We start from the raw sequence: 15617 nt of genomic DNA, 5'->3' as shown, positions 1-15617 counted from the left end.
TAGCGTGGGATGCATCAAGGGCCCTGGTGCTGCCGGGCTGGGTGGGTCGACCCGACCACCCGGCAACCGCACGCGCCCGCAGCAGGGCCCCGGCACAGTCGCGACGGTAACTGACTTGTGCGTCTTGGGATAGAGGCGCCGTTGGTGCCCGCAGCGAGCGGGCATGACCGTGCGGAAGACCAGTCGCGGCCGATCAGGTCCGGCACCGGCGGGGCGGCGGGATCCGGGATGGTGGTGCGTTTGCGGCGGCGCAGATGCCGGCCGACGAGGTCGCGTTGCCGCATGATTCGCCCGACGCGCTTGCGGTTGATTCGCACACCTTGGACGCGCAGTTCGACGGTCACCCGAGGGGACCCGTAGGTGCCGCCGGAGTCGGCGTGAACCTGGGTGATCTGCTCGGCGAGGGCATCCTCGGCGACGGCGCGGGCCTGCCGGGCCGGCTCACCCGCGGTTCAGCGGTAGAACCCGGAACGGGACACCGCCAGGACCCGACACAGCCGCTTGACGCCGAACCTGGCGCGGTGGGTGGAGATGAACCGGAAGCGGCTGGTCACCGATCCATCTCCTTCGCGAAATAGGCGGCTGCCTTGCGCAGGATCTCCTTCTCCTGCCGCAGCTCAGCCACCTCACGCCGCAAACGGACGATCTCGGCGTCCTTGTCCGCCACCGACACCCCGCCACCGGAGGCCGCCGGACCCGTACCGGTCTGTCGCTCCCGCTTACGGACCCAGTTCCGCAGCGTCTCGTGACTCATCCCGAGCTCACGGGCGACCTGGTTGATCGGCCGCCCCGACGAACGGACCAGGTCAACCGCGTCACGCTGAAACTCTTCCGTGTACTTCGATGGACGCCCCAACGGGGACACCCCTTCCTCTGGACCAACATCCAGTCTCAGGGTGTCCACATCTCAGGGGAAAGCCCAGAGACGGAGCCGGTCGAGGCCGACCGTGCGGCCCGGACAGAGCCGGTGTGAGTCTGGACGGCGTGGCGGACGTCGGTAGGCAGGTCGTCCCAGTGGAGTTCGGGCATGCCTGCTCCCGTCTGCGGTGGCGGCCGTCGGTTCGTTGCCGAGCCTACGGCCGCCGTTGCAGAACACGGTGGTAAGTCAGTTCTTCGGGCTGTCGTGGCAGCCGACGTGGCACTGCGTGCAGTCGGCCGACGCACGCCATAGGGGCAGGTCGACCTGGTAGCCGGCCGCGGTGATCGCGCCGACGGCGCGGCTCAGTGGCACCGGACTGGAGCCGGGGACGGTCGGCCATTCGCTGCCGTCCTGCGGCTCGTGGTGGACGAACCGTCCAGCGATCTGGTTGCAGAGGACGGCGTAGTCACGGGTGGGATGAGGGCGTGCCAGCCCGATGTCGACCAGGTCGGACGGGCCGATTGGCTCGGTGGTGACGGCGGCTGCGGCGAGGAAGGCCAGCGCCTGGTCGAGGATGCGCTCCGGCATGCCGGCCGGCAGATCGGGGTGGTCTGCGGTGAGGCGGTCGGTGAGGCGGGCGACCAGGGCGGGGGACAGCAGCAAGGTGCCTCGTTGCAGGCCGTTCGGGCTGAGCAGGGACCTCACCGTGGTTCCTGGTTTCAGACCACGACACCCTTCCCCACCTTCGGCAGTCTAATCGATACTGACTGTAAAGGTCGCGCCTTGGCTGAGGTCGCGGCTCTGCCAGAGACAGGGAGTCCTGATGGCGAGAACCCGCCGACGTCCCCCCGGCATCGTGACCAACGTTGTGCTCGCCGTCATATTGGTAGCGGCCGGGCTCACGGTACCCGTGTCCCCTGCGGCTGCCCACCACCCGCCGTTGAGCCCTCATCCGACCTGTGCGGGCAGCCGGGTCGGCGGCTACCACCTCTACAGCGAAGACACCACGCTCTCGCTGTTCGTGTACTACTCGCCCGCGAACGGTGGCACCAACTGCGTCTGGGTGCAGAAGGAGCAGAACACCGGCACCCGCGGCACACCGGAGTGGATGTACGTGTCGATCGCGCGGTGCGCGACCAACAATCCGAACAACTGCGGCACGCGCAGCGGACGAGACACTGACTCCGGCAACTTCCAGTACTACGCGGGTCCGGTGACCACGTCCAGCACCGCCAGCCGGTGCATCGTGATCGACGTTGCGTACCGGAACTTCGGGACGGTGGAACGCGGCCCGTTCCACTGCGGGTAAACAGGCAGCGCTGCGGTGTTGAGGCACCGAATCGCCACCTTACGGGATGGAACGGCACCGCATGGCTGGACGGGCTTCTCAGAGGGCATCTGATCTCGATCAGGGAGATAGGTCCGATTAGGTGCTTTCGATTCACCAGGATGGTGTGGATTCCCCTGTGAGGTAGCGGCTCATTGTGTTAGCCATGGCCCAATGCACCATTGCCCGGGACCGCTGCGGAAGGTCTCGTAGGCACGCACGAGTCGCCGGTGCTGGACCAGCCAGCCGAAGGTTCGGTCCACCACCCAACTGCGCGGCTGCCCGTGGAAGCCCTCCGACGCGACCAGCTCCGCCAGCGCTTGGCCGACGCCGAGGCCGCACCCGGAGCCGCCGTGTGGCTATCCCAGGGCGCAGCCGCCGCCATCCGCACCACCCGACCCCCGGAGGACACCGTGACCTACGACAGCCGCCCCGACACCCTCACCCACAGCCTCCGCGTTGGCACCCTCATGGGCGCCCCGATCAAGGAGCTGATCGACCGCTCTACCCGGCACGACCTGTCCAAGGTGGAGCCGCCTGAGCGGGAGACGTACGACGCGTACGTACCGAGGCTCCAGGCCGCCGAGTACGGCTCCGACGAGTACCGGGCGACCCTCGTCGCAATGGGTGAGGGCCTGGCCCACCACTACGCCCACAACGCGCACCACCCGGAGCACCACGACCGGGGCGTGGCCGGCATGACCCTCGTCGACCTGATCGAGATGCTGGCCGACTGGAAAGCCGCGACCGAGCGGCCGCCCGGCGGTGACCTCGCGGCCAGCCTGCCGGCGAGCGTCGAGCGGTTCGGCATCTCCGACCAGCTCGCCGCGATCCTCACCAACACCGCGCGCCACTACGGCTGGATTTGACCCCGCCACGGCGGCCCGGACCTCGCCCACCTGGGCCGCCACCCCACCCGCACCGACCGATCGGTTCCCCGCCCGCATGCACCCCCTCGCACCCCTCGCTCAAGCCGCCGGTCGGCCCGAAGCGGTACAAGTGCAGCCTCCGCTTCGACTTCGACTCCACCGGCACCCACAGCCCCGGCTGCCCCAACCGACCCCGGCCGTGAGCGTCCACCCGGCGATCCTCGCCGCTCCCGATCTACCGTCCACCCTTGTCCTTGCCGGTCCTCGGCTGCTGGTGCAGGTTCCGCTTCATTCGAGACAACGGGGCGGTCGTCCGTGGCCGCCAACGCCGGGTAGGAACGATCCGGCTGCCGTGGCTCTGCCGTCGCTCTCTGCTGGTCGTTGCCGCTTGAACAGCACCCACACTTCCTCGCGGGGGCGGAGACGGCGAGTGCGGCGCTCATGCGGCGACCTCCTCGTGGGACGTGTATTCGACGGCGTTTCGGGTGATGTGCATGAACGCCTCCTCGAGCGAGGCGCGTTCGGTGACGAGTTCGTAGAGCGTGACGGCCGTGGCCGCCGCGATGATTCCGACCTCACGTGCGGTGCACCCGCTGATGAAGAGGGTGTCGTCGTCCGTGCGGCGAACGTCGATGGCCTTGTTCTGTACGGCGTCGGCGAGGCGCCCTGCATCGGGCGTCACGACGCGGGTTGTTCGCGGCGTGACCGACTCGATGACGTCGTCGACGGTGCCCGAGGCGAGCAGGCGTCCCTGACCGATCACGACGAGGTCTTCCGCGATCAGCGACAGTTCGCTCATGAGGTGCGACGAGAGGAAGACGGTGCGCCCCTCTACGGCGAGTCGCACGAGAAGGTGCCGGAGCCAGAGCACCCCGTCGGGTCGAGGCCGTTGACCGGCTCGTCGAGGACGAGTGTCGCCGGGTCGCCGATGAGCGCGGTAGCGATACCGAGTCGCTGGCTCATGCCGAGCGAGAAGCCACCCGCGCGTTTGTCGGCGACGGCGCCGATGCCCACCATCTCGAGCACCTCGTGTGCGCGGGGGCGCCCGATGCCGTGGGTCTCCCCCACGACGAGGAGATGATCGAGCGCTGTGCGGCCGGGATTCGCCGACCGCGCGTCGAGCATGACACCGAGGTGCCGCACAGGGTCGGAAAGATCCTGATACCGCCGACCGCCGATCGTGATTTCGCCGCGGGTCGGCCTGTCGAGGCCGACGAGCATGCGCATCGTGGTGGACTTTCCGGCGCCGTTCGGTCCGAGGAATCCCGTGACGACACCGGGCCGTACCGTGAACGAGAGGTCGTCGACGACGGTCTTCTCACCGTAGCGTTTCGTGAGGTTCTGGCTGACGATCATGTCGTCAATCCTTGAGATCGATCGTCTGCGCGGCATCGGCCCGTGGTATCGCTCGTCACCGACCGTGGTATCGCTCCCCGCCGACCGTCGTACCCTCCGCGCCGAGCGTCCGCCCCGCACGCACGTGCGCGACGGCGTCGACGACCGTGAGCGCCATGGCGAGCGCGCCGTCGATCCCCGCGCGGTCGGCGGCCGGGCCGATCGCGTCGCTCGTGAACGCCGGCGTGTGCGGCGCCGAGGCGCAACCCTCGATCGCGATGAGCGGATGGATCGCGGGCACGGCGTGCGAGACGTTGCCCATGTCGGTCGATCCGCCCGGCGCCCCCGCGTACGGCTGCGGCGAGCGACCGATCACGGCGAGGTTGCGATCCCACGCGCTGGCGAGCACGGGGTTCTGCACGACATCCGCGTAGGTCGGCCCGGCATCCTCCCAGTTCCACTCGCATCCCGTGGCGACGGCGCCGCCCTCGAAGCACGCGAGGATCCGGCGTCGCGCGGTCTCGACGGCTTCCAGCGTGCCCGCACGCACTTCGACGCGGACGCGCGTCGCCGACGGGATGATGTTCGTCGCCTCGCCGCCCTCGGAGACGAAAGCGTTGGCCCGCGTGCCGTCGGGCAAGTGCTGCCGCAGGAGTCCGAGCCCGACGAGGCCGATCGTCGCGGCGTTCGCGGCGTTCACCCCGTCGGGGCTGGGTGCGCCCGCGTGACCTGGACGGCCTTGGAAGGACACGTCGAACCGCGCGACGGCCTGAGTACGCACGTCGGCGCAGCGCAGGTCGCGCCCCGGGCCGCCGTGCACCATGAGCGAGAAGTCGACGTCGTCCCACGCGCCGGCCTCGAGCATGAGGATTTTCCCGCCGCCGTGCTCTTCGGCCGGAGTGCCGAGGAGCTTCACGCGAAGGCCGATGGCGTCGGCGACGCTCGCGAGCGCGATCGCAGCGCCGACACCGGCCGCGGCGATGACGTTGTGACCGCACGCGTGTCCGATGCCGGGAAGCGCGTCGTATTCGGCGCAGATCGCGACGGTGATGTCGCCCTCGCCGTAGGTCGCATCGACCGCGGTGTCGAGTCCGAAGGCCCCCACGGTCGCCGTGAATCCGGCTGCACGGAGGGTGTCGGCCACGCGCGCGGCGGCGTGATGCTCGGCGAACGCGAGTTCGGGATTGCGGTGGATGTCGGCACTCAAGGCGATGATCGGGTCCTCCCATGCCGTCCGCGAGGCGAGAACGGCATCGCGGATCTCATCGGTCGCGTGGTCGGAAGGTGGCGCTGGTGTGATGGTCATCGGTCCTCGATCGTCTGGACGGTGGGAAGGTCTGGTGCGGACTGCGGCGCGGCGGCGGGCGCTGTGACCCGGATCCGCAGCCCGACGACCGCGAGGACGAGAGCTACTGCGAGGCAGATGGCCCACACGGCGAAGAACGACAGCGGGGTCGACCGGGCACCGGTCGTGGCGTCGGCGGTGCTCGCTGTCACGAACAGAGTCATGACGAGCGCGAAGACCGCACCGGCCGCCGCCCCCGCCGCCGTGCGGGCCGTGTTGAACAGTGCCGAGGCGATCCCCACCGAGTCCGCCGGTGCATTGCGCACGACGACGGCCGGAAGGACCGCGAGAAGGACGCCCGCCGAGACCCCGCCGATCGCCATGGAGGTGATGAACAGCGCGCTCACCCCCGCGAAGCAGATCATGAGAGCGAAGCTCGCGGCTGCGACCACTCCCGCGAGCGCGATCGCGCGCGGCGCCGAGATCCTGCGTGCGAGGCGATCAGCGATGAGCGTGCCGAGGAACGCCGCGAGCGCGTACAGGACGATGATCGCGCCGGCGGCCGCGGGCGCGATTCCGAGTCCGTAATTGTCGCGCGCGGAGTCGCCGAGGAGCCAGAGGAAGCTCGCCGTCTGCCCGCCGTAGGTCTGTGCGCCGAAGAGCACCGATGCGATGATCGGCAGCCCGAGGCCACCGCGGGTGAGCATCGTCAGGTCGACGAGTGGATCCTGGATCCTGCGCTCGACGAACACCCAGAGCGCCAGCAGCACGGTGCCGCCCAGGATCAGGGCAATCGTGCGCAGGTCGGACCAGCCCCACGTACCGGCGTTCGAGACACCCGTCAGCACGGCGAGGAGGCCCGCCGTGAGCAGGATCGCGCCGATCACGTCGACGCGTCCGTGTCTGCGCACCGTCGTCTCGGGGACGAGCAGCACGACGACCGGCACGCACAGCGCGATGAACACCGCGGGGATCAGCAGGACGATGCCGAGGTCGCCGATCGCGCCGAACAGGAGTCCTGACAGGAGCGAGCCGACGGCGGCTCCGAGGGTAAGTGCGCCGACGAGGACGCCGATGCTCTTGCTCGCTGACCGCTCGTCTCGCGCGCGGACGATCGCGAACTCCAGCGGGAGGAATGCCGCCAGCGGGGCCTGCAGCGCCCGGCCGAGAAGGAAGACCTCGAAGCTCGGCGCGAACGCGACGACGAAAGAACCGACGGCCACGAGAGTGGACGCCACGACGAGGAGGCGCTTGTGGCCGAACATGTCGCCGAGCTTGGCGAGGATGGGTACGCACGCGACCGTCATGAGCATGTACATCGCGTTCACCCAGTTCAGCGCGCCGGCGCCGACGTCGAACTGGTGACCGATGGCAGCAAGCAGCGGCGAGAACCAGCCTTGGAGCGCGCCGCTGCCGAGCTCCATGACGACGAGGAAGCCCACGACGCCGAACGTCGAGCGAGCTCCCGGAAGTCTTCGCTGCATTGGCGGCTCCTCACACGGGTGTCTCAGACAATGCGCCATGGTGGCTCGGTGCGGCAGCACGAGGGCCTAAGATGAAGGTTCATGAACACACGCGAGGTTTCTACGCAGGTTCACAGCCTCGATGAGACCGATCGGCGACTGATCCATGCACTCCAGATCAACCCGCGGGCTCGCTGGGCAGCGCTCGCGCCGATCATCGGAGTGGATTCGGTCACACTCGCCCGCCGCTGGGAGCGACTGACCGACGACGGGCTGGCGTGGGTCGCTGGTCACCCTGGCGCCGAGGCACGCGGACCGTCCGCCATCCTTGAGGTCGGAGCGGAGCCTGGCGCGACCTTGCAGATCGCGAGCGCACTCGCTGCCGATCCCGAGGCGTTCACGGTCGATCACACCGCCGGAGGGCGCGATCTCCTCGTGATGGTCGGTGCCGCCGACCTGAACGACCTGAGCGAGTACATCATGGGCCGGATACGTCGGCTCGAGGGTGTGCGCGCCACCCGCACGCACATCCTCTCGTCGCCGTTCACCGACGCGGGCCAGTGGCGTCTGCGGGCGTTGTCGGCGAGTGAAGCCACGGCCGTCGAACGCACGGTCGTGTCTTCGATGGCGACGCGCGCCCGCGTCGACGAGCAGTTGGAGCACGAACTGCTGCAGATCCTCGCCCATGACGGACGCGCGACAGTCGCCGCCATCGCGAGGAGTCTGGGGATCGGGCAGCGGCGGATCCGCGAGACTCTCACGACGCTCAGCGCCCGCGGGCGACTCGTCGTGCGCACGGAGGTCGCACGCGCACACTCGGGCTGGCCCGTTCACGCGTGGTACTTCCTGCGGGTGCCGGCCGCCATGGCGGGCCGGGTGGGATCGGCCATCACGCGCCTCAGCGAAGTGCGTCTGGCCGTCTCGACGCTCGGCCCCTACAACCTCGTGCTGTCGGTGTGGATGAAGACCCTCGCCGACGTCCAGCGACTCGAAGTCGCCATCGAGGAGAGCGTCCACGGCGTGTCCATCGCCGACCGCTCGGTGGTGCTGCGCAGCTTGAAGAAGGAGGGGATGCACGTGAACGCGCAGGGTATGGCAACCGGCGTGATGGTTCCTCTGCCGACATCTTTACTGCACGGATAGAGGCATCCCGGCAGTGATTCCGCATCTCGAAGCGGTTGGTGATCACACAACGTATCGTGCTGCCCCATGACGTACGCGCAGCCAGCCGTCGGGGTGTTCGATCTGTTCACGGTCGGGATCGGCCCGTCGAGCTCTCACACCGTCGGCCCGATGAAGGCCGCTGCCGAGTTCGTCGGGTTGATCGGCGAGCGAGGCGTCATCGACCAGGTGGCACAGGTTCGCGTCGAGATCTTCGGCTCCCTCGCCGCGACGGGTGCCGGTCACGGCACGTTCACGGCCGTCCTGTTGGGGCTGGCCGGCGCACGCTCGGACGAGATCACGCCCGACGAGATCACCGCGCGTCTCGACAAGATCACGCGCACGGGCATGGTCTCGCTCGGCGGGCGACACCCCGTCCCCTGCCGGATGAAGGACTTCGTCCTGCGCCCGCTGACCGTACACCCCCGGCACCCCAACGCCCTCTCGTTCACCGTGGTCGACGCCGCCGGCGACGAGCTCGCCAGCGAGACGTACTTCTCGGTCGGCGGCGGGTTCATCGTGCGCGAAGGCGACGAATCCTCTGCCGACCAGCCCGAGCCGCAGATGCCTCCCCTGCCGTTCCGCTCGGGGGCGGAGCTTCTCGCCGTGTGCGACGAGACCGGCCTCGCGGTGAGCGACGTGATGCGCGAGAACGAGCGCGCCCGACGCTCGGACGACGAGATCAGGGCGGGACTCAAGCACATCTGGGACGTCATGGAAGCATGCGTGCGTTCGTCCATCGGTCGCGCGGGCGTGCTGCCCGGCGGCTTGCAGGTACGCCGCAGGGCGGGCGACTGGGCGGCGCGACTGGCAGCGGAGGATCCCGACCACGACAGCGAGCACTGGCAACAGCGAGTGAACCTCATCGCCCTCGCCGTGAACGAGGAGAATGCGAGCGGCGGGCGGGTCGTGACCGCGCCGACGAACGGGGCGGCGGGCATCGTGCCCGCCGTGCTCTACTACGCGCTGCACTACACGCCCGCGGGTCGATCGACGGCCGAGGGCGCTCGCGAGGAGGTCATCGAGCGGTTCCTTCTCACCGCGGCGGCGATCGGCACCCTGTACAAGGCCAACGCCTCGATCTCGGGTGCCGAGGTCGGTTGCCAAGGGGAGGTCGGATCGGCGTCGTCGATGGCGGCGGCGGGCCTGGCCGAGATCATGGGCGGGACCCCTCGCCAGGTCGAGAACGCCGCCGAGATCGCGATGGAGCACAACCTCGGTCTGACGTGCGATCCGATCGGCGGGCTCGTGCAGATCCCGTGCATCGAGCGCAACGCGATCGCCGCGTCGAAGGCCATCAATGCAGCGCGAATGGCCCTGTGGGGCGACGGCGAGCACCGCGTCTCGCTCGACCAGGTGATCACGACGATGCGCGACACGGGCGCAGACATGAGCCACAAGTACAAGGAGACGGCGCTGGGTGGCCTCGCCGTTAACGTGGTCGAGTGCTGACGGAGGCTGACGGGCCGAGGGTCGACATGCGGAAGCGCACGGTGTTCGCGGGAGGTACCGTGTTCGACGGAGCCTCGACCTCGCGGGTCGACGTCGCCGTGAGCGGTGACCGCATCGTCGACGTCGGAACCGGCCTGGACGGCGATGACGTCGTCGACTGCTCGGAGATGTCGATCGTTCCCGGGCTGTTCGACTGCCATGTGCACGTCATGGTGCGAGACCTCAACATCTCCCGTGCCGAACAGGAGCCGTTCTCTCTCCAGTACTACGAGGCTCTGCGCAATCTGTCCCTCCTCCTCGATCAGGGGATCACCTCGGCGCGCGATGCAGCCGGTGCGGACCTGGGCGTCAAGCGGGCGATCGAGCAGAAGCTCATCGAGGGGCCGCGCCTGCAGATCGCGCTCGTCATGCTGTCCCAAACCGGAGGCCACAGCGATCTGCACCTCCCCTCCGGCGGTAGCCGTTCGATGTCGATGATGATGCCGCACCCCGGGCGGCCGCGCGCGGTGCGCGACGGAGTAGACGACGTGCGCCGCGGTGTGCGAGAGGTGCTGCGCGCGGGGGCCGACACGATCAAGATCGCAACCACCGGGGGCGTCATGTCGCCGGGGGACGATCCGCGACACACGCACTTCCGCGACGACGAGCTTGAGGTGATCGCCGCCGAGGCAGCGGCCGCGGGGACCGACTTCTTTGCGCACGCGCAGGGCACCGAGGGGATCAAGGCGGCGCTCCGACACGGGGCGCGCTCGATCGAGCACGGGTATCACCTCGACGACGAGGCGATAGATCTCATGCTGCGCGCGGACGCTTGGCTCGTGCCGACGCTCTCGGCAACCCGCGCGATCGTCGACGCTGCCGACCGCGGCGTGCCGATCCCCGCCGAGAGCCTGGCACTCGCGCGTGAGGCTCTCGAGGCGCACCGGGCGAGTTTCGCCCGAGCGGTGGACGCGGGCGTCAAGATCGCGATGGGCACCGACTCCCCGCCCTACGCCCACCCCTCGGCGAGCAACCTCGACGAGTTGCAGCTCATGACCGAGGCATCGTCGATGACACCGCAGGACGCGTGGCGGGCTGCCACCTCGAGTGCTGCCGCCCTGCTCCGGCAGGACGGCCTCGGCGCCATCGCCCCGGGGATGCTCGCCGATCTCGTCGTGGTGGACGGCCGCCTCGACGACCTGCGGGGACTGCGCGACCGCATCCGCCACGTGAGCCTCGGCGGGCAGCGCGTACGGTGACCTGAGGCAGCGCGTGAGAGGTGACGAACGTCGCGCCACGTCACGGCGCCACGTCAGGGCACGGCGTCACGGCACGCGACTGCAGTCACCGGGTGCGACTGTGGTCACCGCGTGTCCGCCAGGAACGCGGCGATCGCGCTCGCAGCGCGCGCGGGCTGGTCGTTCTCCCACGCGTGACCGGCCCCCGCGAGCACGAGGACATCGGCGTGTGCGATCTCCCCCGCCATCGACAGCGCATCCTGGATCGGCACCATCGCATCGTCGCGTCCGTGCACGACAAGGGTTCTCGCGCCGATCGCAGCCAGACACCCACGGGTGTCGAAGGCACGCGTCGCCGCGAAGCGACGCATGAGCGCGTCGTTGCGGGCGGGCGCGCTTCGGAGGCCCCCATCCTGGGCGGCGGAGGCGACGGTTGGCGCCATCCGCGCGAGGAGAGCACGGGCTTTCTCGTCGTCGCCGGCCTCCAGCGCGCCCAGAAGCCCCGCCACGGGACCCGCGAGCCGTTCGGGTCGGAACGGGGCCTGCGAGGTCGCGCCGAGCACGAGAGTGTCGAGAAGGTCGGGATGACGCAACGCGAAGGCCTGCGCCACCATCCCACCGAACGACGTTCCCAGAACGTGCGCGCGCGAGAATCCGAGCGCCGTGATCAGCGCGGCGAGGTCATCGGCCAGATCGTGGTTGTGTAGGGCACCGGCGCGAAGGCGGTTTCGCCCCGATCCCGCTGGTCATACGTGATCACGGTGAAAGCGGACACGAGGTGCGGCAGCAGTTCGGCGAAGATCTTCTGCCCCACCTGCAGCCCGTGAACGAGGACGAGGGGAGGCCCGGCGCCCTCGACGCGGAATGATGTCACTCCGTCGCCGGTGGAGACACGTGACGCTTCGCCTCCCCTCATCCGCGCTACCAGACCTTGCGCTGGCGGGCGTCGGCGACCAGGTCGGGGTCGGGGATGAGCGCCTTCGACGCCACCGTGGCGAGCGACTGCTGCGAGAAGTGGAAGCCGAAGTCCTCGGCGACGAGCTTGCGCCACGGGCGGTTGAGGATGTTGTGCGTCGCCCAGCGCGCGAACCGCGGGCGCTTCATGATGTCGCGCGCGAGCTGCCATGCCTTGGGTACGACCTCCTCACGGGGCAGCACGTCGCTGACGAGCCCGTACTCGAGCGCCTTCCGTGCGGGAATCGAGGTCCCGCCGTAGATGGCGTACGCGGCGCGCTTCGTGCCCATGAGGTGCTGCAGCGCGAGTGCGAGACCGTCACCCGGTGCCGTACCGGCCATGAAGTGGGGGTCCATGAAGTCGGCGTCCTCTGCCGCGAGCGTCACGTCGCACATGAGCGCGAACTCGGTGTGGATCCCGGGTCCGTTCACCGCCGCGATGGTGGGGATGTCGATGTTGTTGACGAAGTTCTCGATCAGCTTCCACGCGTCGATCGTCTGCTGGAAGATGTAGTCCGGCGTTTCCTCGACGAGCGGCTTGGGCCAGGTCTGTCGCGGGTCGCCCTGGAACCAGGTCTCCCCCGTGCCCGTGATGATGAGCACGTGGTTCTCGGGGTCGTTGCCCACGTCCTGCCATACGCGGTTCCAAGCGTTGTGGGCGGCCCAGTTGTGCACGTACGGTCCGCCGTCCGTGTGCAGGCGCAGTTCGAGGATGCCGTCCTCTCGGCGCATCTCGAAGAAGTCGGCGTAGCGCCGCGAGTACTCCTCGAGGGGCGTGGGGGCCACGTGGCCGTCCCATCCGAAGCTCGACGTGTCCACCATGGTGAGTCCCTTCGTCGGAGCGAGCCCTCCCGCCCGCTAATGAGACAACCTATCTCTCTAAGGCGAGCGGCCGTGCGCACCCGGACGAACATCGCAGGGAATGGACCCTGACTGGCCGGTCGACGAAGATTACGGGTCTCAGTCGCGGTGATCCCGCCACAATCCGGCTACGACGAGTTCGACGATCTCGCGTGCGTCGGTGAGCGTGAAGGGGCGTGACCGGCGCAGGACGAACCATTGCACGGGGCCTGCGAGCATCATGTTGACGAAAGGTGCCTTGACGGGCGGTAGCTGCTCGGCCTCGGTTGCCCGGTCGAGGCGCCGCTGCAGGTCGTCGGTGCGACGATCGAGGAGTTCGAGCCCCATGCGGTGCAGCCCGTCTCCCTCGTCGGAGCGTCGGACGAGGATCTGCAGGACTGCACGACCCGTCGGCGTGGCAGAGGCCTCCGCGAACGCATGCAGGAATGTCGTGAGGTCGTGCACGACGTCGCCGGTGTCGGCGATCGGCACCGATGCCTCGGCGAACCGGGCGAGCACGTCGCGGAGGAGATCGTCTCGGTTCGGCCACCGTCGGTAGACCGTCGCGCGCCCGACCTGTGCGCGGGCGGCGAGCTCTTCGTACTGCAGTCCGTCGACGCCCTTCTCGGCGAGGATGTCGAGCGCTGCAGCCGACAGCCGCTCGGTGACCTGACGCGTTCGCCCGCCGGGGCGACGCGCCCGTGATCCGTCCCCAGTCATGCGCCCTGGCCCTCCGTTCGACGCCTCCCGACCTTATCCGTCGCGCGACGGCTTCCGGAAACCCGCAGCCGGCGGTTGCTGTTTCGCTCGCGCTTTCGGGTGGAAGTGAGGATTACTGCGCCACGTAGGTGATGAGTGCCCAGTTCCTGCATCTTCGACGCACCGGAACTACTTCACACAAGAATGGCCGAAATCTTCGGCGCAGAAGGCGTCGTACCGGACTCCTGGAAGTGGACAATGACGCAGACAACCGCGAGCACTCATCAGTTCTCGGCCCGAGACGACGGCCGGTGGAACGCCCGGATCGTGTGGTGGGTCGCGATCCTCATCGTCGCGAACACGCTCGTCGACACCGTCATAGTCGCGCCGCTGCTCGTGCTGCCGCAGATGGCGGAGTTCTTCGGCACCGACCAGAGCGCCTGGCTCAACGCCAGCGCGATCCTCGCCGGCGCGATGTGGGCGCCGCTCCTGGGCAAGAGCGCTGACGTCTACGGCAAACGTCGCGTGCTGGTGCTCGCACTCCTCGTGGGCGGCGTCGGCGCACTCGTGTGCCTCGTCGCGCCCACCGTGGGAATCTTCCTGCTCGGCCGGGTCATTCAGGGAGCCGCCGTGGGCTCGGTGTTCATCACTGTCGTGTACATCCGCCAGGTCTTTCCCGCGCGCGTGGGTATGACCTCGGTCGGCATCGTCACCTCGGGGTCGGCGATCCTCGGGATCGTGTCCCCCTTCCTCTTCGAAGCGGTGGTCGAGGCGTTCGACTTCCGCGCGGTGTTCGTGCTGTCCGCCGCACTCGCACTCGTGGCCGCAGCCGCCGTGCGGGTGTTCCTCCCCGAGTCGCCCGTGCACGCACGTGGTCGTGTCGACGTCGTGGGCACCCTCCTGCTCGGACTCGGTCTCGCCGGAGTACTCAGCTATATCAGTCTCGGCCCCGCCGCGGGCTGGGCGAACATCGGACTGATCCTCCTTCTCGTTTCGGGCGCCGTGCTGCTGGTGGCATGGGCGTTCACGGCACTGCGGATCCCCGAGCCGGTCGTCGATCTGCGCATGCTGACGCGCCCCGTGATCGCGACGCTGCTGGTCGTGATGCTCGGCGCCGGCGCCTACCAGGCACTTCTGCAGCTGATGGGCATCATCGGACAGACGTCGCCGGCCGACGGCCTCGGCTACGGTCTCGCGGGTGAGACCGGTGCGCTGGGCCTCCTGTTCGCGGCGCCGGCGCTCGGTGCCGCGACCGGCGGAGTACTCACGGGATGGCTGGGAGGCCGCACCGGCCCCGCGCGCACGCTCGTCGGCGGCGTGCTCATCGGCACGATCTCGGCGCTCGGCCTCCTGTTCTCGACCGCATCGTTCGTGCCCGCCGTCATCTGCGCCGGTCTCCTCGGATTCACCGCGGGCGCGGTGGTGACCTCGGGCTTCAACCTCTCGACGACGCTCGTGAGCGAGGAAAGGCAGGGCGTCGTCGCCGCCCTCGTGCAGGTAATGCTGGGCGTCGGCACGGTCGTGCTGAACATTGTCGGTGGAAGCGTGCTGAGCGCCACCGCGATCACCGGCAGCTCCGCACCCTCGTCGGCGGGCGTCAACCTTTACGTCGTCGTGATGCTCGTCGCCTTCGGTGTAGCCACGGTCGTGGCCGCATGGATCGCGGGTCGCGACCGGCGGGTGCCCGTGGCCTGACCAGATCGCCGGAGAACGCCATGGCGACACGGGCCCGGCGCGACGGTTCCCCTTCGCCGGTCGGGAGACTGTCAGCTGCGCTTGGCCTCGGGTGGCGGTCCACTGCTCTCCCGGATCAGCAACTGGGGGTGCCGGAGGTGTTCTGCGGCGGCGGGCCTTCCCCATGGTGGCGACCACCTCGCCGAAGGCCCGTCGCCCGACGTCTACGAAGTCCTGTGGCACGGTGGTCAGGGCAGGGCTCCACGGTGCGCCGAGCGGGTGGCCGTCCTGCTGACCCTCATGGTCACTGAGCCGCCGAACACGAACAGGTTCTGCCACCACCACAGCCTGAACCACCCACGCCCAGCGGCCGGCACCCCGGACGGCGTGTCATCCAACACCCCGAACGTTCGTGGTCAGAGCACTAGTAGTGCTTTGTTAGGTTGGGACGAGTTGGCGGCAGAGGGGGCAGAACCCGAGCC

At 69.0% G+C, this 15617-nt stretch carries 14 protein-coding genes and 3 pseudogenes; 7 read left to right on the top strand and 10 right to left on the bottom strand.

The genetic code is table 11. From position 1 onward, the window contains the following. Nucleotides 1–14 precede the first annotated feature (14 nt). From AWW66_RS36360 to AWW66_RS08230, 3 genes and pseudogenes are all read right to left on the bottom strand, one after another. A pseudogene (locus AWW66_RS36360) lies at nt 15–401 on the bottom strand (IS3 family transposase); the annotation flags it as partial. 149 nt (nt 402–550) lie between these two features. Continuing rightward, nucleotides 551–865, bottom strand: coding sequence for a transposase (locus tag AWW66_RS08235; protein WP_245648031.1), 315 nt, complete (start codon nt 863–865; stop codon nt 551–553). Nucleotides 866–1105: 240 nt separating this feature from the next. Beyond that, the gene (locus tag AWW66_RS08230) at nt 1106–1564 is read right to left on the bottom strand and encodes a glycine-rich domain-containing protein (protein ID WP_245648029.1); all 459 of its coding nucleotides are present in this window, start codon (nt 1562–1564) and stop codon (nt 1106–1108) included. 118 nt (nt 1565–1682) lie between these two features. On the opposite strand from AWW66_RS08230, the gene AWW66_RS08225 reads away from it, so the two are divergent. Both AWW66_RS08225 and AWW66_RS08220 read left to right on the top strand, forming a co-directional pair. Further along, nucleotides 1683–2168 carry a hypothetical protein gene (locus AWW66_RS08225; protein WP_157527269.1) on the top strand — a complete coding sequence of 162 codons (486 nt, stop codon included), beginning with the start codon at nt 1683–1685 and terminating at the stop codon, nt 2166–2168. A gap of 371 nt (nt 2169–2539) precedes the next feature. After that, nucleotides 2540–3055: a DUF5662 family protein gene (locus AWW66_RS08220; RefSeq protein WP_211271871.1), complete on the top strand. Its 516-nt coding sequence runs from the start codon at nt 2540–2542 to the stop codon at nt 3053–3055. A 439-nt stretch (nt 3056–3494) separates the two neighbouring features. On the opposite strand, the pseudogene AWW66_RS08215 reads toward AWW66_RS08220, so the two are convergent. From AWW66_RS08215 to AWW66_RS08205, 3 genes and pseudogenes are all read right to left on the bottom strand, one after another. Continuing rightward, a pseudogene (locus AWW66_RS08215) lies at nt 3495–4411 on the bottom strand (ATP-binding cassette domain-containing protein). 55 nt (nt 4412–4466) lie between these two features. Then, nucleotides 4467–5696 carry an amidohydrolase gene (locus AWW66_RS08210; RefSeq protein ID WP_067362144.1) on the bottom strand — a complete coding sequence of 410 codons (1230 nt, stop codon included), beginning with the start codon at nt 5694–5696 and terminating at the stop codon, nt 4467–4469. Beyond that, nucleotides 5693–7117, bottom strand: coding sequence for an MFS transporter (locus tag AWW66_RS08205; protein ID WP_211271870.1), 1425 nt, complete (start codon nt 7115–7117; stop codon nt 5693–5695). Before AWW66_RS08205 ends, AWW66_RS08210 begins: the two co-directional genes overlap by 4 nt. Nucleotides 7118–7240: 123 nt before the next feature. Here AWW66_RS08205 and AWW66_RS08200 point away from each other — a divergent pair, with 123 nt between their 5' ends. The 3 genes from AWW66_RS08200 to AWW66_RS08190 all read left to right on the top strand — a co-directional run bounded on the left by AWW66_RS08200 (nt 7241) and on the right by AWW66_RS08190 (nt 10989). Then, nucleotides 7241–8281 carry an Lrp/AsnC family transcriptional regulator gene (locus AWW66_RS08200; RefSeq protein WP_067362138.1) on the top strand — a complete coding sequence of 347 codons (1041 nt, stop codon included), beginning with the start codon at nt 7241–7243 and terminating at the stop codon, nt 8279–8281. 66 nt (nt 8282–8347) lie between these two features. After that, nucleotides 8348–9751 (top strand): L-serine ammonia-lyase, encoded by a 1404-nt coding sequence (locus AWW66_RS08195; protein ID WP_067362135.1) that lies wholly within the window; start codon nt 8348–8350, stop codon nt 9749–9751. Then, nucleotides 9745–10989: a metal-dependent hydrolase family protein gene (locus tag AWW66_RS08190; protein WP_245648026.1), complete on the top strand. Its 1245-nt coding sequence runs from the start codon at nt 9745–9747 to the stop codon at nt 10987–10989. The genes AWW66_RS08195 and AWW66_RS08190 overlap by 7 nt, the downstream gene beginning before the upstream one ends. Before the next feature lie 104 nt (nt 10990–11093). Here AWW66_RS08190 and AWW66_RS08185 read toward each other — a convergent pair whose 3' ends face one another. From AWW66_RS08185 to AWW66_RS08170, 4 genes are all read right to left on the bottom strand, one after another. Further along, nucleotides 11094–11660: an alpha/beta fold hydrolase gene (locus tag AWW66_RS08185; RefSeq protein WP_245648044.1), complete on the bottom strand. Its 567-nt coding sequence runs from the start codon at nt 11658–11660 to the stop codon at nt 11094–11096. Further along, on the bottom strand, nt 11636–11782 hold the full coding sequence (locus tag AWW66_RS08180) for an alpha/beta fold hydrolase (RefSeq protein ID WP_157527267.1): 147 nt from the start codon (nt 11780–11782) through the stop codon (nt 11636–11638). Before AWW66_RS08180 ends, AWW66_RS08185 begins: the two co-directional genes overlap by 25 nt. Nucleotides 11783–11889: 107 nt before the next feature. Beyond that, nucleotides 11890–12744, bottom strand: a complete 855-nt coding sequence (locus AWW66_RS08175; RefSeq protein WP_067362126.1) for an enoyl-CoA hydratase/isomerase family protein — start codon at nt 12742–12744, stop codon at nt 11890–11892. A gap of 138 nt (nt 12745–12882) precedes the next feature. After that, complete coding sequence (locus AWW66_RS08170; protein WP_067362123.1) at nt 12883–13482, bottom strand: TetR/AcrR family transcriptional regulator; 600 nt, start codon at nt 13480–13482, stop codon at nt 12883–12885. 183 nt (nt 13483–13665) lie between these two features. Here AWW66_RS08170 and AWW66_RS08165 point away from each other — a divergent pair, with 183 nt between their 5' ends. Together AWW66_RS08165 and AWW66_RS34805 are read left to right on the top strand one after the other, a co-directional pair. Next, nucleotides 13666–15156, top strand: coding sequence for an MFS transporter (locus AWW66_RS08165; RefSeq protein ID WP_211271869.1), 1491 nt, complete (start codon nt 13666–13668; stop codon nt 15154–15156). Nucleotides 15157–15414: 258 nt separating this feature from the next. Further along, a pseudogene (locus AWW66_RS34805) lies at nt 15415–15617 on the top strand (hypothetical protein); the annotation flags it as partial.

The organism is Micromonospora rosaria (assembly GCF_001567585.1).
In the GTDB taxonomy this organism is placed as follows: domain Bacteria; phylum Actinomycetota; class Actinomycetes; order Mycobacteriales; family Micromonosporaceae; genus Micromonospora; species Micromonospora rosaria.
This window is presented reverse-complemented; position numbering and strand designations above follow the sequence as displayed.

What these genes read in the sequence shown, in the direction of transcription:
- AWW66_RS08195 (WP_067362135.1), top strand. Translation starts at nt 8,348, where the DNA reads ATGACGTACGCGCAGCCAGCCGTCGGGGTGTTCGATCTGTTCACGGTC.
- AWW66_RS08210 (WP_067362144.1), bottom strand. Translation starts at nt 5,696, where the DNA reads ATGACCATCACACCAGCGCCACCTTCCGACCACGCGACCGATGAGATC.
- AWW66_RS08170 (WP_067362123.1), bottom strand. Translation starts at nt 13,482, where the DNA reads ATGACTGGGGACGGATCACGGGCGCGTCGCCCCGGCGGGCGAACGCGT.
- AWW66_RS08165 (WP_211271869.1), top strand. Translation starts at nt 13,666, where the DNA reads ATGGCCGAAATCTTCGGCGCAGAAGGCGTCGTACCGGACTCCTGGAAG.
- AWW66_RS08225 (WP_157527269.1), top strand. Translation starts at nt 1,683, where the DNA reads ATGGCGAGAACCCGCCGACGTCCCCCCGGCATCGTGACCAACGTTGTG.
- AWW66_RS08175 (WP_067362126.1), bottom strand. Translation starts at nt 12,744, where the DNA reads ATGGTGGACACGTCGAGCTTCGGATGGGACGGCCACGTGGCCCCCACG.
- AWW66_RS08200 (WP_067362138.1), top strand. Translation starts at nt 7,241, where the DNA reads ATGAACACACGCGAGGTTTCTACGCAGGTTCACAGCCTCGATGAGACC.